General features: G+C 67.2%; 23 protein-coding genes and 1 pseudogene. 14 read left to right on the top strand and 10 right to left on the bottom strand.

Going from position 1 to position 24,853, the window contains the following annotated elements:
* Window positions 1-155: 155 nt before the first annotated feature.
* From ABDV69_RS10340 to ABDV69_RS10330, 3 genes and pseudogenes are all read left to right on the top strand, one after another.
* Entirely contained in the window at window positions 156-545 is a 390-nt protein-coding gene (locus ABDV69_RS10340) for a phage holin family protein (RefSeq protein WP_343573863.1), read from the top strand.
* Between the two features lie 16 nt (window positions 546-561).
* Window positions 562-798 (top strand): annotated as a pseudogene (locus ABDV69_RS10335) (DNA-formamidopyrimidine glycosylase family protein); the annotation flags it as partial.
* 168 nt (window positions 799-966) lie between these two features.
* Entirely contained in the window at window positions 967-1,425 is a 459-nt protein-coding gene (locus tag ABDV69_RS10330) for a zinc finger domain-containing protein (protein WP_343573905.1), read from the top strand.
* 93 nt (window positions 1,426-1,518) lie between these two features.
* On the opposite strand, the gene pgi is transcribed toward ABDV69_RS10330, so the two are convergent.
* On the bottom strand, window positions 1,519-3,183 hold the full coding sequence (gene pgi / locus ABDV69_RS10325; RefSeq protein WP_343573860.1) for a glucose-6-phosphate isomerase: 1,665 nt from the start codon (window positions 3,181-3,183) through the stop codon (window positions 1,519-1,521).
* 80 nt (window positions 3,184-3,263) lie between these two features.
* Complete coding sequence (locus ABDV69_RS10320; RefSeq protein WP_343573858.1) at window positions 3,264-3,581, bottom strand: chorismate mutase; 318 nt, start codon at window positions 3,579-3,581, stop codon at window positions 3,264-3,266.
* Window positions 3,582-3,781: 200 nt separating this feature from the next.
* On the opposite strand from ABDV69_RS10320, the gene pcrA reads away from it, so the two are divergent.
* Window positions 3,782-6,127 (top strand): DNA helicase PcrA, encoded by a 2,346-nt coding sequence (gene pcrA, locus ABDV69_RS10315; protein WP_343573856.1) that lies wholly within the window; start codon window positions 3,782-3,784, stop codon window positions 6,125-6,127.
* On the opposite strand, the gene ABDV69_RS10310 is transcribed toward pcrA, so the two are convergent.
* Together ABDV69_RS10310 and ABDV69_RS10305 are read right to left on the bottom strand one after the other, a co-directional pair.
* Window positions 6,124-6,675 carry a hypothetical protein gene (locus tag ABDV69_RS10310; protein ID WP_343573854.1) on the bottom strand — a complete coding sequence of 184 codons (552 nt, stop codon included), beginning with the start codon at window positions 6,673-6,675 and terminating at the stop codon, window positions 6,124-6,126. The two genes, pcrA and ABDV69_RS10310, sit on opposite strands and share 4 nt — an antisense overlap.
* Window position 6,676: 1 nt before the next feature.
* Complete coding sequence (locus ABDV69_RS10305; RefSeq protein WP_343573852.1) at window positions 6,677-7,693, bottom strand: M23 family metallopeptidase; 1,017 nt, start codon at window positions 7,691-7,693, stop codon at window positions 6,677-6,679.
* 257 nt (window positions 7,694-7,950) lie between these two features.
* On the opposite strand from ABDV69_RS10305, the gene sucC reads away from it, so the two are divergent.
* The 3 genes from sucC (at window position 7,951) to ABDV69_RS10290 (ending at window position 11,740) form a co-directional block, all read left to right on the top strand.
* Window positions 7,951-9,132: an ADP-forming succinate--CoA ligase subunit beta gene (gene sucC / locus ABDV69_RS10300; RefSeq protein WP_343573850.1), complete on the top strand. Its 1,182-nt coding sequence runs from the start codon at window positions 7,951-7,953 to the stop codon at window positions 9,130-9,132.
* 19 nt (window positions 9,133-9,151) lie between these two features.
* Window positions 9,152-10,054, top strand: a complete 903-nt coding sequence (sucD, locus tag ABDV69_RS10295; protein ID WP_343573849.1) for a succinate--CoA ligase subunit alpha — start codon at window positions 9,152-9,154, stop codon at window positions 10,052-10,054.
* Window positions 10,055-10,192: 138 nt separating this feature from the next.
* On the top strand, window positions 10,193-11,740 hold the full coding sequence (locus ABDV69_RS10290) for an acetyl-CoA acetyltransferase (RefSeq protein WP_343573848.1): 1,548 nt from the start codon (window positions 10,193-10,195) through the stop codon (window positions 11,738-11,740).
* Here ABDV69_RS10290 and ABDV69_RS10285 read toward each other — a convergent pair.
* Both ABDV69_RS10285 and ABDV69_RS10280 read right to left on the bottom strand, forming a co-directional pair.
* Window positions 11,737-12,123: a hypothetical protein gene (locus ABDV69_RS10285; RefSeq protein WP_343573847.1), complete on the bottom strand. Its 387-nt coding sequence runs from the start codon at window positions 12,121-12,123 to the stop codon at window positions 11,737-11,739. The genes ABDV69_RS10290 and ABDV69_RS10285 overlap by 4 nt on opposite strands.
* A gap of 26 nt (window positions 12,124-12,149) precedes the next feature.
* The gene (locus ABDV69_RS10280; RefSeq protein ID WP_343573844.1) at window positions 12,150-12,998 is read right to left on the bottom strand and encodes an LLM class F420-dependent oxidoreductase; all 849 of its coding nucleotides are present in this window, start codon (window positions 12,996-12,998) and stop codon (window positions 12,150-12,152) included.
* Window positions 12,999-13,250: 252 nt separating this feature from the next.
* On the opposite strand from ABDV69_RS10280, the gene ABDV69_RS10275 reads away from it, so the two are divergent.
* The 4 genes from ABDV69_RS10275 (at window position 13,251) to purH (ending at window position 17,590) form a co-directional block, all read left to right on the top strand.
* Window positions 13,251-14,048 carry a DUF5336 domain-containing protein gene (locus ABDV69_RS10275; protein WP_343573841.1) on the top strand — a complete coding sequence of 266 codons (798 nt, stop codon included), beginning with the start codon at window positions 13,251-13,253 and terminating at the stop codon, window positions 14,046-14,048.
* Between the two features lie 65 nt (window positions 14,049-14,113).
* Window positions 14,114-15,382 carry a DUF6350 family protein gene (locus ABDV69_RS10270; protein ID WP_343573838.1) on the top strand — a complete coding sequence of 423 codons (1,269 nt, stop codon included), beginning with the start codon at window positions 14,114-14,116 and terminating at the stop codon, window positions 15,380-15,382.
* Between the two features lie 10 nt (window positions 15,383-15,392).
* Window positions 15,393-16,022, top strand: coding sequence for a phosphoribosylglycinamide formyltransferase (purN, locus tag ABDV69_RS10265; RefSeq protein ID WP_343573836.1), 630 nt, complete (start codon window positions 15,393-15,395; stop codon window positions 16,020-16,022).
* A complete protein-coding gene (gene purH / locus ABDV69_RS10260; protein WP_343573834.1) occupies window positions 16,019-17,590 on the top strand; it encodes a bifunctional phosphoribosylaminoimidazolecarboxamide formyltransferase/IMP cyclohydrolase in 1,572 nt (523 codons plus the stop codon). Before purN ends, purH begins: the two co-directional genes overlap by 4 nt.
* 5 nt (window positions 17,591-17,595) lie before the next feature.
* On the opposite strand, the gene ABDV69_RS10255 is transcribed toward purH, so the two are convergent.
* Window positions 17,596-18,606, bottom strand: a complete 1,011-nt coding sequence (locus ABDV69_RS10255) for an alpha/beta hydrolase fold domain-containing protein (protein ID WP_343573831.1) — start codon at window positions 18,604-18,606, stop codon at window positions 17,596-17,598.
* A gap of 218 nt (window positions 18,607-18,824) precedes the next feature.
* A complete protein-coding gene (locus tag ABDV69_RS10250; RefSeq protein WP_343573828.1) occupies window positions 18,825-19,094 on the bottom strand; it encodes a hypothetical protein in 270 nt (89 codons plus the stop codon).
* A 1-nt stretch (window position 19,095) separates the two neighbouring features.
* Here ABDV69_RS10250 and ABDV69_RS10245 point away from each other — a divergent pair, with 1 nt between their 5' ends.
* The 3 genes from ABDV69_RS10245 to ABDV69_RS10235 all read left to right on the top strand — a co-directional run bounded on the left by ABDV69_RS10245 (window position 19,096) and on the right by ABDV69_RS10235 (window position 22,875).
* Window positions 19,096-19,443, top strand: coding sequence for a hypothetical protein (locus ABDV69_RS10245; protein ID WP_343573827.1), 348 nt, complete (start codon window positions 19,096-19,098; stop codon window positions 19,441-19,443).
* 74 nt (window positions 19,444-19,517) lie between these two features.
* A complete protein-coding gene (locus ABDV69_RS10240) occupies window positions 19,518-20,903 on the top strand; it encodes an ATP-binding protein (RefSeq protein ID WP_343573826.1) in 1,386 nt (461 codons plus the stop codon).
* Complete coding sequence (locus tag ABDV69_RS10235) at window positions 20,896-22,875, top strand: VWA domain-containing protein (protein ID WP_343573825.1); 1,980 nt, start codon at window positions 20,896-20,898, stop codon at window positions 22,873-22,875. The genes ABDV69_RS10240 and ABDV69_RS10235 overlap by 8 nt, the downstream gene beginning before the upstream one ends.
* On the opposite strand, the gene ABDV69_RS10230 is transcribed toward ABDV69_RS10235, so the two are convergent.
* Together ABDV69_RS10230 and ABDV69_RS10225 are read right to left on the bottom strand one after the other, a co-directional pair.
* A complete protein-coding gene (locus tag ABDV69_RS10230) occupies window positions 22,876-23,478 on the bottom strand; it encodes a DUF1707 domain-containing protein (RefSeq protein ID WP_343573822.1) in 603 nt (200 codons plus the stop codon).
* 76 nt (window positions 23,479-23,554) lie between these two features.
* Window positions 23,555-24,853: ClC family H(+)/Cl(-) exchange transporter (locus tag ABDV69_RS10225; RefSeq protein ID WP_343573820.1), on the bottom strand; the 1,299-nt coding region annotated here is incomplete at its 5' end.

The following is a 24,853-nucleotide window of genomic DNA, read 5'->3' as shown; positions in this document are numbered from 1 at the left end:
GGCTGAGGCTCCTTCGTCGGCGTTACTCAGACGGTAAGGAGCGCGCAGAAAGAAGTCAATACCGTCGGTACCGGATACTTGTGGTACGGGTCCGCTGGCCGCCGGTTACCAGGGTTTGGCCGTTCACGGTGGGCCCCGGCGAGTAGCTTCAGCGCATGAGAGCCTTCGTCATCCGCGCTGTGGTCACCGGGTTCGCGCTCTGGGTGGTCACCAAATTCGTCCACGGGCTGAGCTTCGTCGGCGGTGACACCCGCCTGCAGCGGATCGGCATCATCTTCGCCGTCGCGGTGGTATTCGGTCTGGTCAACGCCTTCATCAAGCCCGTCGTACAGATTCTGTCGATCCCGCTCTACATCCTGACGCTGGGTCTTTTCCACATCGTCGTCAACGCCCTGATGCTCTGGATCACCGCCCGGATCACCGCGAACACCACCCACTGGGGCCTGGCCATCGACCACTTCTGGTGGACGGCGATCAAGGCCGCCATCGCCCTGTCGATCGTCAGCTGGTTCTTGTCGCTAGTCGTCCGCCCCGCCCGGCGCTGACCGGCACACTGGAGCTATGCCCGAACTGCCCGAAGTCGAGGCGCTGGCCCACTACCTCCGCCAACACGCCGTCGGAATGACCGTCGGCCGCGTCGACGTCGCCGCGCTGTCGGTGCTCAAGACCTTCGCCCCGCCGATCAACGCCCTGCACGGCCTGACCGTCACCGGCGCCGACCGCTGGGGAAAATACCTCGGCATGCGGGCCGGCACGCTGTTCCTGATCACCCATCTGTCCCGGGCCGGCTGGCTGCGCTGGTCGGACAAGCTTGCTGCGGTCCCGCTCAAACCCGGTAAAGGTCCGATCGCTCTGCGCGTCCACCTCGGCCCACCCGGCGATTCGCCAGGCTTCGACCTGACCGAGGCGGGCACCCAGAAGCGGCTGGCGGTGTGGCTCGTCGACGACCCGGGAAAAGTCTCCGGCATCGCCGCGCTAGGTCCCGACGCACTGCAGTTGTCCGCCGACGGCCTAGCCGAGGTGCTCGCCAACAACACCGGCCGGATCAAGTCCGTCATCACCGACCAGAAAGTGATCGCCGGCATCGGCAACGCCTACAGCGACGAGATTTTGCACGTCGCCAAGCTGTCGCCGTTCGCCACCGCCGCGAAACTCAACCAGGCCCAACTCGCCGCCCTGCATGACGCGATGATCACGGTGCTGTCCGACGCGGTGTCGCGATCGGTGGGCCAGCAGGCCGCCACGCTGAAGAGCGAGAAGCGTTCCGGCATGCGGGTTCACGCCCGCACCGGCTTACCCTGTCCGGTCTGCGGCGACACGGTTCGCGAAGTGTCGTTCGCCGACAAGTCGTTTCAGTACTGCCCGACCTGCCAGACCGGTGGCAAGGTGCTGGCCGACCGGCGGATGTCGCGGCTGCTGAAGTAGCCGGATGACGCGGACAGACGTTTCGCCGAACGTGAATCCCGCGACGGCTACGCGGCGTGTCGCGTCGTGAGATTCACTCTCGGCGCAGGGTGCCTAGTCAGCGCGACCTCGCTCGGCGCGGTAGCGGCGCACCAGCGCGTCGGTCGAACTGTCGGATTGCTGTGCCGGAGAGGCGTCTTCGGTAAGGACCGGCAGCAGCTCCTTGGCCTGTGTCTTGCCGAGTTCGACACCCCACTGGTCGAACGAGTCGATGCCCCAGATCACCCCTTCGGTGAACACCTGATGCTCGTAGAGCGCGATCAGCTGGCCGACGACCGACGGGGTGAGCCGGGTGGCCAGGATGGATGTGGTCGGTCGGTTGCCCGGCATCACTTTGTGCGGCACCACATCTGCGGCGGTGCCCTCGGCGGCGATCTCCTCGGCCGTCTTGCCGAACGCCAGCACCTGCGTTTGAGCGAAGAAGTTGCTCATCAGCAAATCGTGCATGCTGCCGGTGCCGTCCATGGTGGGCAGGTCATCGGTGGGCTGACTGAAGCCGATGAAGTCCGCCGGCACCAGGCGGGTGCCCTGATGAAGGAGTTGGTAGAACGCATGCTGGCCGTTGGTTCCCGGCTCGCCCCAGAAGATTTCACCGGTGTCGGTGGTGACCGGGCTGCCGTCGGCGCGGACCGACTTGCCGTTGGACTCCATGGTCAGCTGCTGCAGGTAGGCGGCGAAGCGGGCCATGTCGTTGGAGTACGGCAGCACCGCACGCGCCTGCGCGCCGAAGAAGTCCGAGTACCACAGCCCGATCAGGCCGAGCAGCGCCGGCGCGTTGGACTCCAGCGGCGCGGTGCGGAAATGCTCGTCGACGATGTGGAAGCCAGACAGGAAGTCCGCGAATGCTTCTCGGCCGATGACGGCCATCACCGAGAGCCCGATCGCCGAGTCGACCGAGTACCGTCCACCGACCCAGTCCCAGAACCCGAACATGTTGGCGGTGTCGATGCCGAACTCCTCGACCAGTTTCTCGTTGGTCGAGACGGCCACGAAGTGCTTGGCCACCGCGTCGTCGCCGAGTGCATCGGTCAGCCAGCGCCGCGCCGCGGTGGCGTTGGTCAGGGTCTCCAACGTGGTGAAGGTCTTCGATGCGATGATGAAAAGCGTTGTGGCAGGGTCTAAATCGGACAGCTTGGCGATCAGATCGGCAGGGTCGGCGTTGGAGACGAACCGGGCCGAGACGCCGGCGTCGGCATAGTGCCGCAGCGCCTGGTACACCATCACCGGGCCGAGATCCGAACCGCCGATGCCGATGTTGACGACGGTGCTGATCCTCTTACCGGTGGCGCCGACCCATTCGCCGCTGCGCAGCCGGTCGGTGAAATCGCCCATCCTGTGCAGCACTTCGTGGACATCGGCGACCACGTTCTGGCCGTCGACGGTCAAGGTTGCGTCGCGCGGAAGCCGTAGCGCGGTGTGCAGCACGGCGCGGTCTTCCGAGACGTTGATGTGCGCCCCGGCGAACATCGCGTCGCGGTGCTGCTCGAGGTGGGCCGCGTGGGCGAGGCCGATCAGCAGTTTCAGGGTGTCGCGGTTGATGCGGTGTTTGCTGTAGTCGATGTAGAGGTCTCCGACGGTGAGGTTGAACTCGCGACCGCGATCGGGATCCTGGTCGAAGAAATCACGCAGCTGCGTCTCGCCGATCTGTCGGTGGTGCTGCTGTAGCGCACTCCATGCCGGAGTCACTGAAATGTCGGGAATCTGTTCAACCGCAGTCATCCCTCGACCTTAGTCACTTCGACCAGAACGCGACGTCGCCGGCGCCGAAGGCCCAGTGAACGGGCGTCGAGCCGGCCGGATCAGTGACCGAGCCGGCCGCGGCCCAGCCTGAGCAGCAGCATGGCCAGGTCCTTGCCCTCGGGGCCGAGTTCGCTGTAGCGCTCGATGACCTGCATTTCGCGGCTGTGCACCAGCCGGGTGCCACCGGATGCCATCCGGGCTTTGCCGATCGCCCGGGACACCTCGGCGCGGCGCCTGACCGCGGCCAGGATCTCGGCGTCGAGCCGGTCGATTTCCAGCCGCAGTTCGTCGATGTCGGCGGGGTGTTCTGTCTCGATAGTCATCTCAGGCTCCGAAATCTCGTTGTGTGGACGGTGTGGAGGTGGTTGCGGTTTCATCCGGTTGGGGCCTCACACAAGAGACGAGCCCCGGATCCGGATAAGCGGACCGCGGGGCTCTGGGAAGCAGCTAAACCACGGGCACCGCTGGCCGGTACCCGTAGAAAAATCGCCACTGCGCATTGAGCACGAAACTGAGTGTGCCACTTGCGGGCGTTCCAGCGCAAAGGTGTCGTCCGACGGCGGTAGGTTGAGATCCGATGAGTGTGCAGCACGTGACCGAATCCCAAACTGATCAGCTGCTTGACGGCCTGAACCCACAGCAGCGGCGGGCGGTGCTGCACGAGGGCTCGCCGCTGCTGATCGTGGCCGGCGCCGGCTCGGGCAAAACTGCCGTGCTGACCCGCCGGATCGCCTACCTGCTGGCCGCCCGCGACGTCGGACCCGGCCAGGTGCTGGCCATCACCTTCACCAACAAGGCCGCCGCGGAGATGCGCGAGCGGGTGGCGACGCTCATAGGAGCTCGAGCTGGGTCTTGTATGTGGGTGTCGACGTTTCACTCGACCTGCGTGCGGATCCTGCGCAACCAGGCATCGCTGATCTCGGGCCTCAACTCCAACTTCTCGATCTACGACGCCGACGATTCGCGCCGTCTGCTGCAGATGATCGGCAAGGACATCGGCCTCGACATCAAGCGGTATTCGCCGCGACTGCTGGCCAACTCCATCTCCAACCTGAAGAACGAGCTGATCGATCCGCAGCAGGCGCTGGCCAAGCTGTCCGACCCCGGCCAGCCTGACCTCGCCGACGATCTGGCGCGCACGGTGGCCGCCGTCTACGCCGAGTACCAGCAACGGCTCAGGTTGGCCAACGCGCTGGACTTCGACGACCTGATCGGCGAGACGGTCGCGGTGCTGCAGGCCAACACGGCGATCGCCGACCATTACCGCCGCCGTTTCCGGCACATCCTGGTCGACGAGTACCAGGACACCAACCACGCGCAGTACGTGCTGGTGCGCGAGCTGGTGGGTCGCGACCTCGAACCCGGCGACGACGGTGTGCCACCGGGCGAGTTGTGCGTCGTCGGTGACGCCGACCAGTCGATCTACGCGTTCCGCGGCGCGACGATCCGCAACATCGAGGACTTCGAGCGCGACTACCCGAACGCCACCACGATCCTGCTCGAACAGAATTACCGCTCCACCCAGAACATCCTGTCGGCGGCCAACTCGGTGATCTCGCGCAATCCCGCCCGTCGGGACAAGCGGCTGTGGACCGACGCCGGCGAGGGCGAGCTGATCGTCGGCTACGTCGCCGACAACGAGCACGACGAGGCACGGTTCATCGCCGAGGAAATCGATGCGCTGGCTTCGCGCGGCGACATCACCTACAACGACGTGGCCGTCTTCTACCGCACCAACAACTCGTCGCGGTCGCTGGAGGAGGTGTTCATCCGGGCCGGCATCCCGTACAAAGTCGTCGGGGGAGTGCGCTTTTACGAACGCAGGGAGATCCGCGACGTCGTCGCCTACCTGCGGGTGCTGGACAATCCCGGCGACGCGGTCAGCCTGCGGCGCATCCTCAACACACCGCGACGCGGCATCGGTGATCGGGCCGAGGCGTGCGTCGCGGTGTACGCCGAGAACACCGGGTCCAGCTTCGCCGACGCGCTGGAAGCCGCTGCCGAAGGCAAGGTGGCATTGCTGAACACCCGGTCCGCCAAGGCAATTGCCGGTTTCGTCGAGATGATGGAGGAACTGCGCACCCGGCTCGCGTCGTCCGGAGACGACCTCGGCGAACTGGTCGAGGCGGTGCTCGAGCGTACCGGATACCGGACGGAGTTGGAGTCGTCGTCGGACCCACAGGACCTGGCCCGGCTGGATAACTTGAACGAACTCGTCAGCGTCGCACATGAATTCGCGACCGACCTGGCCAACGCCGCCGCCCTCGACGACGCTCCCGACGACGAGGACGTGCCGGACACCGGTGTGCTGGCGCAGTTCCTGGAGCGGGTATCGCTGGTGGCCGACACCGATGAAATTCCGGAACAGACCGCCGGTTTGGTGACGCTGATGACGTTGCACACCGCCAAAGGGCTGGAGTTTCCCGTCGTGTTCGTCACCGGTTGGGAAGACGGAATGTTCCCGCACATGCGGGCTTTGGGCGATCCAGCCGAGCTCTCCGAGGAGCGTCGACTGGCCTACGTCGGGATCACCCGGGCGAGGCAGCGGCTCTATGTCAGCCGGGCCAAGGTCCGGTCGTCGTGGGGACAGCCGATGCTCAACCCGGAATCGCGTTTCCTGCGCGAGATTCCGCAGGAGTTGATCGACTGGCGGCGCACCGACCCCACCCCGTCGCTGCGCGCACCGGTCGTCGGGGCCGGCCGGTTCGGCGCGCCGCGTCCGTCGCCGGCCCGAAGTGGCGGAGCCAGCAAGCGTCCGCCGCTGGTGCTCGAGCCCGGCGACCGGGTCACCCACGACAAGTACGGGCTGGGCCGTGTGGAAGAGGTGTCCGGCATCGGCGAGTCGGCGATGTCGCTGATCGACTTCGGCAGTTCAGGGCGGGTCAAGCTGATGCACAACCACGCCCCGGTGGCCAAGCTCTAGTATTCGAGCAGCCAATCGCGGGTGCGTGGCATCAGCGTCAGCACCGTGCTGGTGATCGGCAGCAGCGGCAGGGTGTGCACCACCCAGGCCACCCGTGCCCCGGCGATGAACACGCCGAGATAGGTCAGGATCGCGACCACGGCGCCGGCCACGATCAGGTAGCGGCTCAGCGGTTGCCGCAGCAACAACAGGATCACCCCGGAGATGGTGGCGGCCGAGAACACCAGGGCAAGGAACGCCACCGCGACGCAGAACAGCCGATCGGAATGCCACCAGCCGGCGATCAGCTCGGTCGCCACGACCGACGTGGCCCAACCGCTGATGATGCTGACGGCCGCGGCAGCCACCGCTGTGGTCCGGCTGGGCTCACCGAAGGGCACGCGTGCCAGCTCGGGGCGCGGCGCGAACTGCTGCTGCGACAGGCCCGATGGCTGGGGGATGTGGGTGGTGCCGAAGTAGTCAACGGCCTGCGGCAGCCTACCGGTGGGCGCGCGCCGAATGATGCGCGATTCGGGATTGGCTGGACCGGGATTGTTCGGCTCGGTCACATCAACCGGCGAAGGTACCGAGGGACAGGCCGCGCTTGGCCAGCCACGGCACGGGGTCGACTCGCTGGCTGCCACCGAGCAGCACCTCGAAGTGCAGGTGCGGGCCGGTGGAGTTGCCGCGGTTGCCTATGGTGGCGATCTGGTCGCCGGCCATCACGCGCTCACCGACGCTGACCATGGTGGAGTTGACGTGCCCGTAGAGCGTGACGGTTCCGTCGGCGTGCCGCAGCTTGACCCACATGCCGTAGCCCGCGGTCGGGCCGGCGGCGATGACGACGCCGTCGGAGACGGCGCGGATCGGGGTGCCGATCGAGTTCGCCAGGTCGATACCGGCGTGCAGGACGCCCCACCGGTAGCCGAAGCCCGAGGTGAACATTCCCTTGGTTGGCATCACGAACAGCGGCTGCTGGAGCCGGGCCTCACGCTGGGCGCGCTCCTGAGCAAACGCGACCCCGTGGGCCAGTTCGGCGTTGTGCACGGCGACTTTGGCGGCCGGCTGCACGGTGACCACCTGCATGCCGCCGTCGGAGATGCTGATCGGGCCGGTCGTGGCGGACCGGGCGGCGAGCACGGTCGCGGCTTTGGAGTGCTGAGGCATCTCGGCGGCCGAGTGCGCGGCCGCTGCGGCGGCACCGGCAGCCACCGCGCCGATCAAAACCCGGCCGCGAGTGGGCCCCGAGAGCTGTTTGCGGTGCTGCGCGCGAGCGACCGATTCGCTGCGGGCCCGATTCGCGCCCCGCTCGAGCGGGCTCAGGCGACGCTCGAAGACGCTGGGACCGATCAGGTCGAGAACGCGAAGGTTGTCGGTGTCGTCGCGGTCGTCGAGCTCCGGCGCTCCGAGGACCTGGGCTTCTTTCTCGAAAGCGGAGTTTTCGCTGAAGTCGCAATCGGCGAGTCTGCCGAACTCGTTGAACGGAATGATGTCCGTGACTTCGTTGCAGTGAAGGGTCGACCTGCGTTTGCGCGACGCCGAGAGCGCTCCTTGCTCAGGAGACCGAGCCGGGATTTGCTGGGCCAACGTGATGGGTCCTTCGCGCCGTAACCATAACGTGATCTGGACCCTGAGACGTTAACCGTCGAGCGCGACGCGTGGCAAGCCAAGGCAGCAATTGATCGGGGAATGTGATTTGAATCACTTCCCGGGGCTCAGTGAGGTCTGACACATCCACCGATGCCGACGGTGGAACCAACAGCCCGTCTCGATACAGTTCCCGCAAGCGGGTGACGGAAAACCTCGACTCGCTTGCAAATAGGCCGACACACAGAAGTGAGCCCATGGATCTTTTCGAATACCAGGCAAAAGAGCTGTTCAGCAAGCACAACGTCCCAACCACGCCCGGCCGGGTGACTGACACCGCCGATGGAGCCAAAGCCATCGCCGAAGAGATCGGGCGTCCGGTGATGGTCAAGGCGCAGGTCAAGGTCGGTGGACGAGGCAAAGCCGGCGGTGTGAAGTACGCCGCGACCCCCGATGACGCGTACAACCACGCGAAAGACATTATCGGCCTGGACATCAAGGGCCACGTCGTGAAGAAGCTGCTGGTCGCCGAGGCCAGCGACATCGCGGAGGAGTACTACATCTCCTTCCTGCTCGACCGTGCCAACCGCACCTACCTGGCCATGTGCTCGGTCGAGGGCGGCGTGGAGATCGAAGAGGTCGCGGCCACCAAGCCCGAGCGCCTCGCCAAGGTTCCGGTGGATGCCGTCACCGGCGTCGACGTGGCGTTCGCCCGCTCGATCGCCGAGCAGGGCCACCTGCCGGCCGAGGTGCTCGACGCCGCGGCGGTGACCATCGCCAAGCTGTGGGAGGTGTTCGTCGGCGAGGACGCCACCCTGGTCGAGGTCAACCCGTTGGTGCGCACTCCCTCCCGCGGTGAGGACGACCCAGGCCAGATCTTGGCGCTCGACGGCAAGGTCACCCTCGACGGCAACGCCGACTTCCGCCAGCCCGGCCATGTCGAGTTCGAGGACCGTGACGCCACCGACCCGCTGGAGCTCAAAGCCAAGGAGCACGACCTCAACTACGTCAAGCTCGACGGCCAGGTGGGCATCATCGGCAACGGCGCGGGACTGGTCATGTCGACCCTCGACGTCGTCGCCTGCGCCGGCGAGAAGCACGGCGGGGTGAAGCCGGCCAACTTCTTAGACATCGGCGGCGGCGCCTCGGCCGAGGTGATGGCCGCGGGATTGGACGTCGTGCTGGGCGACGCGCAGGTCAAGAGCGTGTTCGTGAACGTCTTCGGCGGCATCACCTCGTGTGACGCCGTCGCCACCGGCATCGTCAAGGCGCTGGAGATCTTGGGCGACGACGCCAACAAGCCGCTCGTCGTGCGGCTGGACGGCAACAACGTCGACGAAGGACGGCGGATTCTGACCGAAGCCGGCCACCCGCTGGTGACGCTGGTGCCCACCATGGACCAGGCCGCCGACAAGGCCGCCGAGCTGGCGAACGCCTGAGCAAAGGAATCAATGACTTATGGCTATCTTCCTGACCGCTGAAAACAAGGTTGTCGTCCAGGGCATCACCGGATCCGAGGCCACCAAGCACACCGCCCGGATGCTCAAGGCCGGTACGCACATCGTCGGCGGCGTCAACGCGCGTAAGGCCGGCACCACCGTCGCGCACAAGAACGTCGACGACGAGCCGGTGGAGTTGCCGGTGTTCGCCCACGTCAAAGAGGCCATCGAGAAGACCGGGGCCGACGTCTCGATCATCTTCGTACCGCCGGTCTACGCCAAGGACGCGATCATCGAGGCCATCGACGCCGAGATCCCGCTGCTGGTCGTCATCACCGAGGGAATCCCGGTTCAGGACAGCGCCTATGCGTGGGCCTACAACGAGTCCAAGGGCAACAAGACCCGGATCATCGGCCCGAACTGCCCCGGCATCATCACTCCGGGCCAGGCGCTGGTCGGCATCACCCCGGCCAACATCTCCGGGCCCGGACCGGTCGGCCTGGTGTCCAAGTCCGGCACGCTGACCTACCAGATGATGTACGAGCTGCGCGATTTCGGGTTCTCCACCTCGATCGGGATCGGCGGTGACCCGGTGATCGGCACCACCCACATCGATGCGATCGCAGCGTTCGAGAATGATCCCGAGACCAAGCTGATCGTGATGATCGGCGAGATCGGTGGTGACGCCGAGGAGCGTGCGGCCGACTACATCAAGGCCAACGTGTCCAAGCCGGTCGTCGGCTACGTCGCGGGATTCACTGCGCCCGAGGGCAAGACGATGGGCCATGCCGGCGCCATCGTGTCCGGCTCGTCGGGCACCGCAGCGGCCAAGAAGGACGCGCTGGAGGCCGCTGGGGTCAAGGTCGGCAAGACTCCGTCGGAGACCGCCGCGCTCGCCCGGCAAATCCTGGCGAGCCTGTAGGCGCTCGCCATCTGGCAAGCCAAAATTGGAACACGTTACAGGTTTCGGTTAGCCTGACGAAGTAACACTTTTCAGGAGGCCTGTAATGGCGGTCGGCCCGCGCCAGCGACTCATCCGTGCGTCGCATGAGCGACGCCAATGAGGAGGAGCGGCGCCATCGATCCTCGCACTCCCGTTGTCGTCGGAGTGGGCCAGTTCACCGAGCGCATCGACGATCCCGGATATCGCGGCATGTCCGCGGTCGACCTGGCCACCGAGGCCGTGCGCGCCGCGCTCGCTGACAGCGGCACCGACGTCAGCACGGTGGCCGATGCCATCGAGGTGTTTGCCGGCCTGCGTCAATTCGAGATCTGCACCCCGTTCAACACGCCGCCGTTCGGTTGCTCCGACAACTATGTGCGGTCGGTCGCCGAGCGCGTCGGCGCTAATCCGGCGCGTGCGGTGCTCGAGTCGATCGGCGGCAACGGTCCGCAGAAGTTGATGACGGAGTTCGCCGGGGCGATCGCCGCCGGTGACCTCGAGGTCGCGTTGATCCTCGGGTCCGAGCCCGGGTCCACAGCGAAGTACTTCGCCGGACGCGACGACAAGCCGAACTTCACCGAGCACGTCGGTGGCCAGCTCGAGGACCGCGGATACGGTTTCGAGCAGTACATGAGCGAGTACACCGCCAAACACGGGCTGACCGGGGCGCCCGTGCAGTACGGACTGCTCGACAACGCTCGCCGCGGACGGCTCGGGCTCAGCGTCGCCGACTATCGCCGGAAGATGGCCGAGCTATTTGCGCCGTTCTCGAAAGTCGCTGCGAAAAACCCGTTCTCGTCGTCGCCGGTGGAGCGTTCGGTGCAGGAGATCGAAACCGTCACCGACGAGAACCGGATGATCTGCGACCCGTATCCGCGGCTGCTGGTGGCGCGCGACACCGTCAACCAGGGGGCGGCCGCGCTGGTGATGTCGGTGTCGGCGGCCCGCCGGCTCGGGGTGCCCGAGGACAAGCGGGTGTATCTGCGCGGGCACGCCGATCAGACTGAGCAGGACTTGCTGGACCGCGTCGATTTACACATCAGCTACTCCGCCAAACAGGCGGTGGCAGAAGCGCTTCGGGGTGCTGGCATCGGCATCGACGACGTGACGACGTTCGACCTCTACAGCTGCTTTCCGTTCCCGGTCTTCGCGGTGTGCGATGGCTTCGGGCTCGCCGCTGACGACCCGCGTGGTCTGACGCTCACCGGTGGTCTGCCGTATTTCGGTGGCCCGGGCAACAGCTATTCGCTGCACGGTATCGCCGAGACTGTGGCCGCCATGCGCGACAAGCCGGGCTCGTTCGGGCTGGTCGGCGCCAACGGCGGGGTGATGAGCAAGTATTCGGTGGGCGTGTATTCCACCGAACCCGGCGACTGGGCCGCCGACCGCAGCACGGCATTGCAGCAGGACATCGCCGCGTTGCCGAAGGTGCCGGTCACTCGAAACCCCAACGGCGCGGGCACCATTGAGACCTACTCCGTGCGCTACGACTGGCCGACGACGACCGGGGTCATCATCGGCCGGCTCGACGCCGACGGCTCGCGGTTCATGGCGCTCACCGAGGACGAGGACTTGGTGGCGTTGATGACCGACGGCGACCCGTTGGGTGCCAGGATCACCGTGAAGTCGACCGACGAGGAGATCAACCGCGCGTCGCTCGGCTAGCGAGTCAGCGCAGCGACCAGGCCTTCGCAGTCCTCGACGGTCACACTCAGTGCCGAGTGATCGCGCAAACCGATCACGCGATGGATCCGCGGCTCGAAGTGGATGCACACGCCTTGAGTTGCGTTGGTGCCGAACGTCAGTCCGTCGTCGGCCAGCGACAGCCGCGCACCCACCGCGGTCCACCACCGGTACGGGCCGGTGATATGCGCATCCTGAATCTGAGACAGCGGCGCATCGACCCGGAACGGCCCGTAGCGGACGATCAGCCGGCCGTCGTCGGTGACGGTGACGCCCTGCGTGCTCGGCCAGGCCCGAAAAGCCAGCCACAGCGGAGCCAGCCGGGTCTCGTAGCGATAGGGGAAGTGACTGCCCTGCCCGCTCACGGTGCACCTCCTGTCAGTGTCAGTGGCTAGACCGCTGCGGCAAGCTTGCCGGCCAACCGCTCGACGTAGGCGGCCACCTCATCGTGGGACTTGTCGGGCAGTCCGAACAACACCTCGGTGACACCGATCTCGGCCCAGTGCGCCAACTTTTCCGGCACCGGCTTGAAGTCCAGCGCGACGATCTGCGGGGCGCCGTCGCGGCCCGCCGCGGCCCAGGTGTCCTGCAGCAGCTGCACCGGCTCGTCGATGTCGAAGTCGCGGGGCGTGGTGATCCAGCCGTCGGCGCTGCGGGCGATCCAGGTGAAGTTCTTCGCGGTGCCGGCCGCCCCGACCAGCACCGGGATGTGCGACTGCACCGGCTTGGGCCACGCCCAGCTGGGCCCAAAGCTGACGAATTCACCCTCGTAGGAGGCCTCTTCGTCGGTCCACAGCGCCCGCATCGCCTCGATGTATTCCCGCAGCATCGTGCGGCGGCGGCCGGGTGGCACGCCGTGATCGGCGAGTTCGTCGGTGTTCCAGCCGAACCCAACGCCCAGGCTGACCCGTCCGCCCGAGAGGTGGTCCAGCGTCGCGATGGATTTCGCCAGCGTGATCGGGTCATGTTCGACCGGGAGCGCCACCGCGGTGGCCAGTCGCACCCGCGACGTGACGGCGCACGCCGCGCCGAGGCTCACCCAGGGATCCAGCGTGCGCAGGTAGCGGTCGTCGGGCAGTGTCTCGTCACCGGTAGTCGGGTGGGCCGCTTCGCGCTTGACCGGAATGTGGGTGTGTTCCGGCACATAGAACGTGGTAAATCCGTGGGTATCGGCAAGAGTGGCAGCTGCCGCCGGGGAGATTCCGCGATCGCTGGTGAACAGCACAAGCCCGTAGTCCATGGATGAATTAGAACGTGTTCCAATCTTGCCGGCAACCACCGGGCGCGGCTGCCGGCTGCCAAGGCCTGCACCGACGCCGCGCTCGAGATGGGCTAGCGTGGTGGATTGGCTCGCATTGCACAGCCCGCGCGGGCCGCCGCGCACGGCGTTGACCCGGCGCTTACCGGTAGCCTCTCCAGAAGCGGCGCGCGGGAGTAACCAGCGCCGCACCACAGTGGTGCCGCAACCGCACCGGAAGGCACAGGAGAAGCCATGACTTACCCGCCCGGCAATGCCGGATATCCCCCCGCGCAGTCGCCCGGCGCCTACGGGCCTCCCGCCACGAATTCCGAGGACACCGAGAGCAACCTCAAGCACTACCTGACCATCGCAGTCGCGGTGCTGGGTGTGCTGACCTATCTGGCGAGCTACTTCCCGATGGTCTCCCGCCTGCTACCCAACGGCGACGAGCTCGTCGAGAAGGGCAGCACCCTGCCGATCGACCTGGTGTTGCTGGCCGGTCTGCTGGCCGGAATGAGCCTGTTGCCCAAGGCCAAGAACCACCTCGCCGCGGTGGCCACGGCCGCGCTGCTGGGTTCGCTGCTGCTGATCCAGGACACCATAGACGCAATGGATCGCGGCACCGGGCTGTGGATCGCGGTCACGGCCAGTGTCGTGCAGGCAGCGCTGGCCATCGGCGCCCTTCTGCTGGATGCGGGTGTGATCACCGCGCCGGCACCCCGTCCCAAGTACGACCAGTACTTCGGCCAGTACGGCGGCTACTACGGCCAGCAGCAAGCTGCATACCAGCAGTCCGGCTACGGATCACAGTACGGCGGCTACCCGTCGGGCCCGACGACCGGCGGTTTCGGCGCGCAACAGGGACCGCAGTCCCAGCACGGATCGGCCACTCCGCCGACGGGTTTCCCGAGCTTCAGCCCGCCGCCGTCGTCCGGCTCCAGCGCCCAAGGGCAGGGCAGCGCTACCGACCAGGGTGGTTCCCCGCACGCGTACGGCTCGGGTCAGCAGCCGCAGGCGCCGTCCTCGCCGTCGGGCCCCGCGCAGTCCTGAGTGTGCGCGACCGCTAGCGTGGCGGTTCGCCAGCACGGCGAATCGGTCGGTAACGTCCTCGAACCGTGACCCCGGACAGTCGAACCCCGGGCGCCCGCCAGTCGCGTGACCTCCTGCGGGTCGCGTTCGGACCGGCAGTGGTGGCGCTGGTGGCCATCGCCGCGGTGACGTTGTTGCAGTTGGTGATTGCCAACAGCGACATGACCGGCGCGCTGGGCGCGATCGCCAGCATATGGCTCGGCGTGCATCAGGTGCCGATCTCGATCGGTGGCCGCGAGCTGGGTGTGATGCCGCTGCTGCCGGTGCTGCTGATGGTGTGGGGGACTGCGCGCAGCACCGCGCACGCCACCGCTCCGACGACCTCGTGGTTGGTCACCCGATGGATCGTCGCGTCGGCCTTGGGCGGTCCGCTGCTGTTCACCGCGATCGCGCTGGCCGTCATCCATGACGCGGCCTCGGTGATCACCGAACTGCAGACACCCGATGCGTTGCGCGCCTTCATGAGCGTGCTGGTGGTGCACGCCATCGGCGCGATGATCGGGGTGGGGTCGCAGGTCGGCCGCCGGGCACTCGCCGCGTCGCCGCTGCCGGATTGGCTGCCCGACTCGTTGCGCGCGGCAATGGCCGGCGTTCTCGCACTGCTCGGGCTGTCCGGCATGATCGCAGCCTGTTCGCTGGTCGTGCACTGGGCGACGATGCAGGACCTGTACGGCATCACCAATTCGATCTTCGGTCAGTTCAGCCTGACGCTGCTGTCGGTGCTCTACATACCCAACGTGATCGTGGCGACCGCCGCGATGGCGGTGGGATCGAGCGCCCACCTGGGTTTTGCGACGTTCAGCTCGTTCACCGTCTTCGGCGGTGACATCCCTGCGCTGCCGGTGCTGGCCGCGGCGCCGCACCCGCCGCTGGGCCCGGTGTGGGTGGCCTTGCTGATTGTCGGGGCGGCCTCGGCGGTCGCGCTCGGGCAGCAGTGTGCGCGACGGCCACTGCCGCTGTCGGACGCGATGGCGAAGGTCGGCATTGCGGCGCTGCTGGCGGCGCTGACCCTGGCGCTGCTCGGTTACGCCGGCGGTGGCCAGCTGGGCAACTTCGGCGACGTCGGAATCGACCAGGGGACATTCGGTTTCGCGATCTTCCTGTGGTTCACCGCGATCGGCGCGCTCACCGTCGTGATGGCCGGCGGAATCAGACGTCGCCCGCGCAAGTCCAGGCCGGTCCCCGTTGCGCCGGCGCGCGACGAGCCGCCGGTGCCCGCCGACCCGCTGGCCGGGGCTGGCGACAGCGACGCGGAGTCGTCGGGCGTCGATCTGCCTCACGATGAGGACCGCTAGGCTCTGACCTGTGCAGCAGTCGTTCCGTGTGCCTCCCAGCGCACCGGCGCGATTGGTGGTGCTGGCATCGGGCACCGGTTCGCTGTTGACGTCCCTACTGGATGCCGCCGTCGACGACTATCCGGCCCGGGTGGTGGCCGTCGGCGTCGATCGCGACTGCGCGGCCGTCGACATCGCCGCCGCTGCGTCGCTGCCGTCCTTCACGGTGCGACTGGCCGATTACCCGCACCGTGCCGCCTGGGACGCCGCACTCACCGAGGCCACCGCTGAGCATTCGCCGGACCTCGTCGTGTCCGCCGGCTTCATGAAACTTCTTGGATCGGAATTTCTTTCGAATTTCGTGGGCCGGACGATCAACACACACCCGGCGCTGTTGCCGTCGTTTCCGGGCGTGCACGGGGTGGCCGATGCGCTGGCCCACGGCGTCAAGGTCACCGGTTGCACAGTGCATCTGGTCGACGCCGGCACCGACACCGGCCCGATACTGGCCCAGCAGGCTGTTCCGGTGCTCGACGACGACGACGAAGAGACGTTGCACGAACGCATCAAGGTCACCGAACGGCGACTCTTGGTGGATGTGATAGCCGCGGTGGCGACCGGCGGCGTGACCTGGAGCGGACGAAAGGCGACCATCGGATGAGTAGCAGCGACGAGAGGCGGCCGATCCGCCGCGCGCTGATCAGCGTCTACGACAAGACCGGTCTGGTCGAGCTCGCCAAAGGGCTGGCCGACGCCGGGGTGGAGATCGTGTCGACCGGATCAACCGCGAAAACCATTGCCGACAAGGGGATTCCGGTGACCCCGGTGGAGCAGCTCACCGGTTTCCCCGAGGTGCTCGACGGCCGGGTCAAGACCCTGCACCCAAGGGTGCACGCCGGCCTGCTGGCCGACCTCCGCAAACCCGAGCATGCCGCCGCGCTGGAACAACTCGGCATCGCGGCGTTCGAGTTGGTGGTGGTCAACCTGTACCCGTTCAGTGAGACCGTCGAATCCGGCGCGGGCGTCGACGAATGTGTCGAGCAGATCGACATCGGCGGACCGTCGATGGTCCGCGCGTCGGCCAAGAACCACCCCAGCGTCGCCGTGGTGACTGACCCGCTGGGCTACGACGGGGTGCTGGCCGCGGTGCGCGGCGGCGGCTTCACGCTGGCCGAGCGAAAAAAGCTGGCGTCGTTGGCGTTTCGGCACACCGCCTCCTACGACGTCGCGGTGGCCGGCTGGATGGAGTCGACGCTGGCGCCCGAGGAGCCGGCCGCGGCCTTCCCCGAGTGGGTGGCCGGGACGTGGCGACGCTCGACCCAGCTCCGCTACGGCGAGAATCCGCATCAGCGGGCCGCGCTCTACGTCGACGACAGCGGCTGGCCCGGCCTGGCGCATGCCGAGCAGCTGCACGGAAAAGAGATGTCGTACAACAACTTCACCGACGCCGACGCGGCCTGGCGGGCGGCGTTCGACCACGACGAGATCTGCGTCGCGATCATCAAGCACGCCAACCCGTGTGGCATCGCCGTCTCGGCTGAATCGGTCGCCGACGCACACCGCAAGGCCCACGAATGCGACCCGCTCAGCGCATTCGGCGGGGTGATCGCGGCCAACACCGAGGTCAGCGTCGAGATGGCCGAATACGTCAGCACGATCTTCACCGAGGTGATCGTCGCGCCGGCCTACGCGCCGGGCGCCGTCGATGTGTTGGCCCGCAAGAAGAACGTCCGGGTGTTGGTGGCCGCTCAGCCGGAGGGTGACACGACTGAGCGGCGTCAGATCAGCGGCGGGCTACTAGTGCAGCAGCGCGACCAGATCGACGCGCCCGGCGACGACCCGAACAACTGGACGCTGGCGGCCGGCCAGCCGGCAGACCCGGCCACGGTGGCCGACCTGGTCTTCGCCTGGCGAACCTGTCGCGCGGTGAAATCCAACGCGATCGTGATCGCCCGCGGCGGCGCCACCATCGGTATCGGCATGGGCCAGGTGAACCGCGTCGACGCGGCGCGGTTGGCGGTCGAACGCGGCGGCGCTCGGGTGCACGGCGCGGTCGCCGCGTCCGACGCGTTCTTCCCGTTTCCGGACGGACTGGAGACGTTGGCGGCCGCCGGTGTGACGGCGATCGTGCACCCCGGTGGCTCGGTGCGCGACGACGAAGTGACCGCCGCCGCACAAAAAGCCGGCGTGACGCTCTACCTGACTGGCGCGCGGCACTTCGCCCATTAGACAGCTCAAGCGGCGCAGTCGTCCTGCACGGTCGTCGCGTAACGGACGAACGCCGCGACCTCGTCGACCGCGCGGCGGGCGTCGGGGTTGACGTCGAAGCCGAGCTGGAACATGTGCATGGCCTTGTGCCACTGCTGAACCCAGACCTCGACGTGCTGGGTGCGCAGTCGATCGGCGAAGACGACGGTGTCGCCCCGCAGCATCTCGTGGGTGCCCACCTGTAGTAGGAAGGGCCCCAGCCCCCGCAGGTCGGCCTCCGGCGGCATCACCGGCGGCGGCCGGGTGCCGTTCACGGTGGCGAACACGTCGTAGATGAACTTGACCGTCATGAAGGGGAACATCACGTCGCGGTGGTCCTTGAGGGCCCGGTACTTCAAGTCCATGTCCGCCGACGTCAGCGGCGACATCAGCGCCTGTCCGGCCGGCACCGGTAGTCCGCCGTCGCGCGCCGCCAAGGCGACCTCGGCAGCCATCAGACCACCGGCCGAGTCGCCGGCCAACACGATGCGCTCGGGCGCGAACCCCTGCGCCAACGCGAAGCGGTAGCCGTCCAACCCGTCGGCGACGGCTTCCTCGATGCTGGCCTGCGGTGCCAGTCGATAGCCGACATTGAGCACCCTGGCGCCGGTCGCCTGCGACAGCCGGCTGACGAAGCGGCGATGGGAGTTGAGCCCGAGGGTCACCAGTGCCGAGCCGTGGAAGTAGACGATCAGCGACTCTGACGCGCGAGCCTCGGGGGCGACGACCCATTCGGCCGGGCAGTGCGGAAGCTCCACGCGCGCGATGTCGGTGCCGGGCAGCGGCCGGATGAGCTTCAGGGGCCCGTCGATGCCGTCCAGGCGCACCCGCTGCAGGGCGTCGGGGCTAATGCGATTGACGACCAAACCGATCAGGGTGAGCAGACCCAGCAGCGGTCGGACGAAGATCGCGGTCAGCATGGCGAGCAGGCTGGACTGCCACGACGCGGGGCCGAAGTGTGCGGTCTCGGGACGTTCACGCCAGTCGAGGGAATTCATGGTAGGAGAGGCTATCGGTTAGCTGCGCTGTGATCACGGTGGGCTTTGACCACGGTGAGCTGTGAGGGCGGCCGGTGATGTGAGTCGTCGGGGCGACTGAAAAACGCGTATTTGAACACCGACCGACCGTCTGGCAAAGCGCCGCAATTTGCTGACCGGCTCGTCAGAAACCTCTTCCGCGCAAGATTAAATCGGCATAGAGTCACCATTCGGGCACGTCAACCGGGGCGAGTCCGGTGCGATTCGAAAGGTATTCGAGAGGAAATAATGCGTGCGATAACAAAAAGAACAGCGTCGTTCTCAGTCGCCCTTGCAGCATTCGCACTGCTCGGTGCGGGATGCCACCAGTCCAACAACTCGAGCAGTTCCTCGTCGAGTTCGGCGGCGTCCTCGTCATCGTCCGCGATGACGTCTTCGGCTGCCATGGAGCCGTCGACCAGCGCGGCGGCCACGCCCAGCCCGACGCAGATCGCCGGCAAGAACGGCACCATGTACACCATCGAGGGACCGATCCTGGCCAAGTACGACAGCCTCACCGAGGAGCAGAAGAAGGAACTGGGCGCGCCCTACGACAACCAGAAGAACACCCTGAACAACACCGGCGTCTACCAGCAGTTCGACGATGGCGTCCTGATCATGCAGAATGGCGACCCTGTCTACCTGGTCTGGGGCAAGATTCGCGACGCATGGAACGAGAACCAGGCCTCGCAGGGCAAGCTGGGCTACCCGACCGCCGACGAGATGAAGGAGCCGGACGGAACCTACAAGTCGACGTTCGAGCACGGCACCATCACCTGGAAAGAAGGCGATGAGCACGCAACGGTGACGATGAGCTAGTCGCCCACATCTCACCTCGGAAGACCGGGCAATCCCAGCGATTGCCCGGTCTTTCCATTTGTCAGTAGCGTGGTGTGGTGACCGCTGCGAACAATCTGCCCCGCACCGTCGGTGAACTGCGTGCCGCCGGGCACCGCGAACGGGGTGTCAAGCAAGAAATCCGGGAAAACCTGCTGACAGCGCTGGCAGAAGGTGACGATATTTGGCCGGGCATCCTCGGCTTCGAGGACACCGTGTTGCCGCAGCTGGAGCGGGCGTTGATCGCCGGCCACGACTTCGTGCTGCTGGGCGAGCGCGGCCAGGGCAAAACCCGGTTACTGCGGGCATTGACCAACCTGCTCGACGAGTGGACGCCGGTGATCGCCGGCGCCGAACTCGGCGAGCACCCGTATTCGCCGATCACCCCGGAGTCGATTCGCAAGGCCGCCACGCTCGGCGACGACCTGCCGGTCCAGTGGCGGCACCGCAGCGAGCGCTACACCGAGAAGCTGGCCACCCCCGACACCAGCGTTGCAGACCTGGTCGGCGACATCGACCCGATCAAGGTGGCCGAGGGCCGCAGCCTGGGCGACCCCGACACCATCGCCTACGGCCTGATCCCGCGGGCGCACCGCGGCATCGTCGCCGTCAACGAACTGCCCGACCTGGCCGAGCGCATCCAGGTGTCGATGCTCAACGTGATGGAGGAACGCGACATCCAGGTCCGCGGCTACACCCTGCGGCTGCCGCTGGACGTGCTCGTGGTCGCCAGTGCCAACCCCGAGGACTACACCAACCGCGGCCGCATCATCACCCCGCTCAAGGACCGGTTCGGCGCCGAGATCCGCACCCATTACCCGCTGGAACTCGACGCCGAAGTCAACGTGATCACCCAGGAGGCGCACCTGAGCGCGCAGGTCCCCGCGTACCTGACCCAGGTGATCGCCAGGTTCGCCCGCTACCTGCGGGAATCCAACTCGGTCGATCAGCGATCCGGGGTGTCGGCGCGCTTCGCCATCGCCGCCGCCGAGACCGTCGCGGCCTCCGCCCGGCATCGCGGCGCTTTGCTGGGGGAGACCGACCCGGTGGCTCGGGTGGTCGACCTGGGCACGGTGATCGACGTGTTGCGCGGCAAGCTCGAGTTCGAGTCCGGCGAGGAAGGCCGCGAGCAGGCCGTGTTGGAGCACCTGCTGCGCCGCGCCACCGCCGACACCGCGTCGCGGGCGCTCGGCGGCATCGACGTCGGCCCGCTAGTGTCCGCCGTTGAGGGTGGCTCGGCGGTGACCACCGGTGAGCGGGTGTCGGCCAAGGACGTGCTGGCGGCGCTGCCGAATTTGCCGGTCATCGACGCGATCGCTGCGCGACTCGGCGCCGAATCCGAGGGCGAGCGTGCTGCCGCGCTCGAATTGGCTTTGGAGGCACTGTATTTGGCCAAGCGCATCGACAAAGCTTCCGGGGAAGGCGAAACCGTCTATGGCTAGCGGCCACTCGTCGCGGTACTCCGCGTACACCGGCGGGCCGGATCCGTTGGCGCCGCCGGTGGATCTGCGCGAGGCGCTCGAACAGATCGGGCAGGACGTCATGGGTGGCACCTCGCCGCGCCGGGCGCTGTCCGAGCTACTGCGCCGCGGCACCAAGAGTGTGACAGGGGCTGACCGGCTGGCCGCCGAGGCGAACCGTCGTCGTCGAGAGTTGTTGCGCGAGAACAACTTAGACGGCACGCTACAGGAGATCAAGAAGCTGCTCGACGAGGCGGTGCTGGCCGAGCGCAAGGAATTGGCCCGCGCGCTGGACGACGACGCCCGCTTCGGTGAACTGCAATTGGATTCGCTGTCGCCGTCGCCGGCTAAAGCGGTGCAGGAACTCTCCGAGTATGGCTGGCGCAGCGACGAGGCCCGGCAATCCTACGACCAGATCAAGGATCTGCTCGGCCGCGAGATGCTCGACCAGCGTTTCGCCGGCATGAAGGAGGCTCTGGAGGGCGCCACCGACGAGGACCGCCAGCGGGTCAACGACATGCTGAACGACCTCAACGACCTGCTGGACAAGCACTCACGCGGGGAAGACTCGCAGCAGGATTTTCAGGACTTCATGAACGCCCACGGCGAGTTCTTCCCGGAGAACCCGCGCAATGTCGAGGAGTTGCTGGATTCGCTGGCCAAGCGTGCCGCGGCCGCGCAGCGGTTCCGCAACAGCCTGAGCCCGGACCAGCGCGCCGAGCTGGATGCGTTGGCGCAGCAGGCATTCGGATCGCCGGCACTGATGCAGGCGCTGGAGCGGCTGGATACGCATCTGCAGGCGGCCCGGCCCGGTGAGGACTGGGACGGCTCGTCGGAGTTCAGCGGCGACAACCCGCTCGGCATGGGCGAGGGTGCGCAGGCGCTGTCCGACATCGCCGAGCTGGAGCAACTCGCCGAGCAGCTCTCGCAGAGCTACCCCGGCGCGACGATGGACGATGTCGACCTCGACGCGCTGGCCCGCCAGCTCGGCGACCAGGCCGCCGTCGATGCCCGGACGCTGTCCGAGCTCGAGCGCGCGCTGGTCAACCAGGGTTTCCTGGACCGCAGCTCGGACGGTCAGTGGCGGCTGTCGCCCAAGGCGATGCGACGGCTCGGCGAGACGGCGTTACGTGATGTGGCGCAACAGCTTTCCAGTCGTCACGGCGAACGTGAACTGCGTCGTGCCGGCGCCGCGGGTGAGCTCACCGGCGCCACCCGGCCCTGGCAGTTCGGCGACACCGAGCCGTGGAACGTCACCCGAACGCTGACCAACGCGGTGCTGCGGCAAGCCGGCACGCGGGGCGCCGGGCCCGATGTCACAGTGCGCATCACTGTCGACGACGTCGAGGTGTCCGAGACCGAGACCCGCACCCAGGCCGCCGTCGCGCTGTTGGTGGATACCTCGTTCTCGATGGTGATGGAGAATCGCTGGCTGCCGATGAAGCAGACCGCGCTGGCGCTCGACCACTTGGTGCGCACCCGGTTTCGTTCGGATGCGTTGCAGATCATCGCGTTTGGCCGCTATGCGCGAACGATGACCAGCGCCGAGTTGATGGGCCTCGAGGGTGTCTACGAGCAGGGCACCAACCTGCATCACGCGCTGGCGCTGGCCGGCCGGCATTTGCGCCGGCATGCAGGCGCCCAGCCTGTTCTGTTGGTGGTCACCGACGGCGAGCCGACCGCGCACCTGGAAGACGTCGACGGCACCGGGCGCTCCTCGGTTTTCTTCGATTATCCGCCGCATCCGCGGACGATCGCCAACACCGTGCGCGGCTTCGATGAAATGGCCCGATTGGGCGCACAGGTGACCATTTTCCGGTTGGGCAATGATCCTGGGCTGGCCCGGTTCATCGACCAGGTCGCGCGCCGGGTCGAGGGCCGGGTGGTCGATCCCGATCTCGACGGCCTGGGCGCGGCGGTGGTCGGTGACTACCTGCGATCCCGCCGGCGGTAACTAGCTCTGGCTCTTGCGATTCTTGCGCTTGACGCCGACGCCGCCCCACAAGGAGAAGCCGCGGATCCGTACGGTCGGCGCGCCGGGCGTGCCCTGGCCCGCGACGTTGTGGTCGAACCCGCCCATCACGCCGTGCCCCTTGATTTCGACGTTGACTTCGGGCGGCAGCAGGATGGTCTGCCCACCCATGATCGACGTGGCATGGATCTCGACGTCGGTCGAGGTGAAGTCGGCGTAGCGCAGGTCGATCACACCGCCACCCCACAGCGCAAACGTGGTCAGCTTCTTGGGCACATTCCACCGGCCGCGGCGCTCGAACGCGCTCATGATCGCCAGCAGCAACATCGACGGCGCGGGCTTGGTGGCACCGCCGCGCTGCGGGCTCACCGACGACCCGAGCAGGTCCGACCGCAACTGGTCGAGGTCGTCGTAGGTCTGCGCGGCGTAGGCCTTGGTAAGCCGGTCCTCATAATCGCTCAGCTGCAGCTTGCCCTGAGCGGCGGCATCGGTGAGCAATTGTGCCACCTGGATACGGTCGGTCTCGGCGGCACGCGTCTTTGCGTCCGGCCGGTCGCGCGCGCCTCGTTGCACTGACTTGCTCATCAGTGACGAGCCTACGACGAAGAATTTCCGCCGCAAGGGATCTTCGCCAAACTGTTGCGCCAACCTCAGACTTCGCTCAGCTGTGCGCGGCATCGCTGTTCTGCGCCGCCCGAGCCGACCGATTGGCGAGTCGATCGTAAATGGGTTGAGATCGCAGCGCGACGGCCACCAGCATCGCGATCGCGCATGCGCCGAGCATGGGCGGCAGCTGGTTGGTGTTACCGGTCATCTCGGTGGCGAGGATGAGTCCGGTCACCGGGGCGTGCACCGACGCGGTGAAGAAAGCGGCCATCCCGATCAGCGCGCACGCGGCCAGGCTCGGCACGGCATGCGGAGTCAGATGCTGCGCGATGAGCCCGACGGCCAACCCGGACTGCGACCCGAGGACCAGCATGGGCGCGAACAGTCCGCCGGGGGTGGCGGCGGCATACGAGACGACTCCGAGCACGAACCGCAGCACGAACACACCGGTGATCGCGAGCAGTGCGCCGTGGCCGAGCAGCGCGTGCTGGGTCAGGTTGTCGCCGCTGCCGGCCAGATCCGGCGCCACCCAGACCAGCAGCCCGACGACTGCACCGGTCGCGCCGGCGCGGACCTCTTTCGGCAGCCGGCTGGCGTCGGCCCGTTTCAAGGCGAACATCAGCGCCCCGTTGTAGAGCACGCCGAGCAGTCCGGTGACGATCCCGATCGCGACGACCCAGCCCGACTCCACCAGCCGCGGGTCGGCCAACGCCGTCATGGGGAGTTCGTAATAGTCCGACCGCGTCAATAACCGGGCGGCGGCGAACCCCGACGCGGAGGCCACCAGGGTGGCGATCGTGGTGCGTGGGTCGAACCGCTTGACCAGCTCTTCGAGCACGAACACTCCGCCGGCGATGGGTGCGTCGAATGCGGTGGCCAGTCCGGCCGCTGCGCCCCCGGCGACCAGCACGCGCAGGTCCGCCATGTTACGCCGGGTGAGGGTGGCGACGATGACCGCCGCGGTCCCGCCCATCTGGACCGAGGGCCCCTCCCGACCCAGCGCCATCCCGCTGCCGATGGCCAGCAGCCCGCCGATGTACTTGACCGGCAGGATCCGGAACCGGTCGGGCCGTACCCGGCCGTCGGCGATCGCTTCGATGCGCGGGATGCCGCTGCCCTCGGCGTGCGGTTCGACCCGGTGTACCAGGGCTGCCGCAACCGCGGCGGCGGCCATGCAGACGAGCACGACGATGACCAGTCCCACCCAGCTGGCGTGCGCCCAGACCGCCAGGCTGTCGCGCAGCCGGGCGCCACGCTGCAGCAGCAGCTTGAAACTTGCGGCGCTGAGGCCGGTGAGCACGCCGACCAACCCGGCGGCGACCACGAACCCGATCAGGCTCTCGGCGCCCTCGCC

The organism is Mycobacterium sp. (assembly GCF_039583785.1).
In the GTDB taxonomy this organism is placed as follows: Bacteria; Actinomycetota; Actinomycetes; order Mycobacteriales; family Mycobacteriaceae; genus Mycobacterium.
Note: the sequence above shows the minus strand (reverse complement) of the source record. Positions and strands in the feature narration are given on the sequence as shown.

Coding starts and splice junctions, on each gene's coding strand:
- ABDV69_RS10275 (WP_343573841.1), top strand. CDS start 13,251: ATGACTTACCCGCCCGGCAATGCCGGATATCCCCCCGCGCAGTCGCCC.
- ABDV69_RS10290 (WP_343573848.1), top strand. CDS start 10,193: ATGAGGAGGAGCGGCGCCATCGATCCTCGCACTCCCGTTGTCGTCGGA.
- purH (WP_343573834.1), top strand. CDS start 16,019: ATGAGTAGCAGCGACGAGAGGCGGCCGATCCGCCGCGCGCTGATCAGC.
- ABDV69_RS10280 (WP_343573844.1), bottom strand. CDS start 12,998: ATGGACTACGGGCTTGTGCTGTTCACCAGCGATCGCGGAATCTCCCCG.
- pcrA (WP_343573856.1), top strand. CDS start 3,782: ATGAGTGTGCAGCACGTGACCGAATCCCAAACTGATCAGCTGCTTGAC.
- ABDV69_RS10255 (WP_343573831.1), bottom strand. CDS start 18,606: ATGAATTCCCTCGACTGGCGTGAACGTCCCGAGACCGCACACTTCGGC.
- pgi (WP_343573860.1), bottom strand. CDS start 3,183: ATGACTGCGGTTGAACAGATTCCCGACATTTCAGTGACTCCGGCATGG.
- ABDV69_RS10230 (WP_343573822.1), bottom strand. CDS start 23,478: ATGAGCAAGTCAGTGCAACGAGGCGCGCGCGACCGGCCGGACGCAAAG.
- ABDV69_RS10340 (WP_343573863.1), top strand. CDS start 156: ATGAGAGCCTTCGTCATCCGCGCTGTGGTCACCGGGTTCGCGCTCTGG.
- ABDV69_RS10245 (WP_343573827.1), top strand. CDS start 19,096: ATGTACACCATCGAGGGACCGATCCTGGCCAAGTACGACAGCCTCACC.
- sucD (WP_343573849.1), top strand. CDS start 9,152: ATGGCTATCTTCCTGACCGCTGAAAACAAGGTTGTCGTCCAGGGCATC.
- sucC (WP_343573850.1), top strand. CDS start 7,951: ATGGATCTTTTCGAATACCAGGCAAAAGAGCTGTTCAGCAAGCACAAC.
- ABDV69_RS10235 (WP_343573825.1), top strand. CDS start 20,896: ATGGCTAGCGGCCACTCGTCGCGGTACTCCGCGTACACCGGCGGGCCG.
- ABDV69_RS10320 (WP_343573858.1), bottom strand. CDS start 3,581: ATGAAACCGCAACCACCTCCACACCGTCCACACAACGAGATTTCGGAG.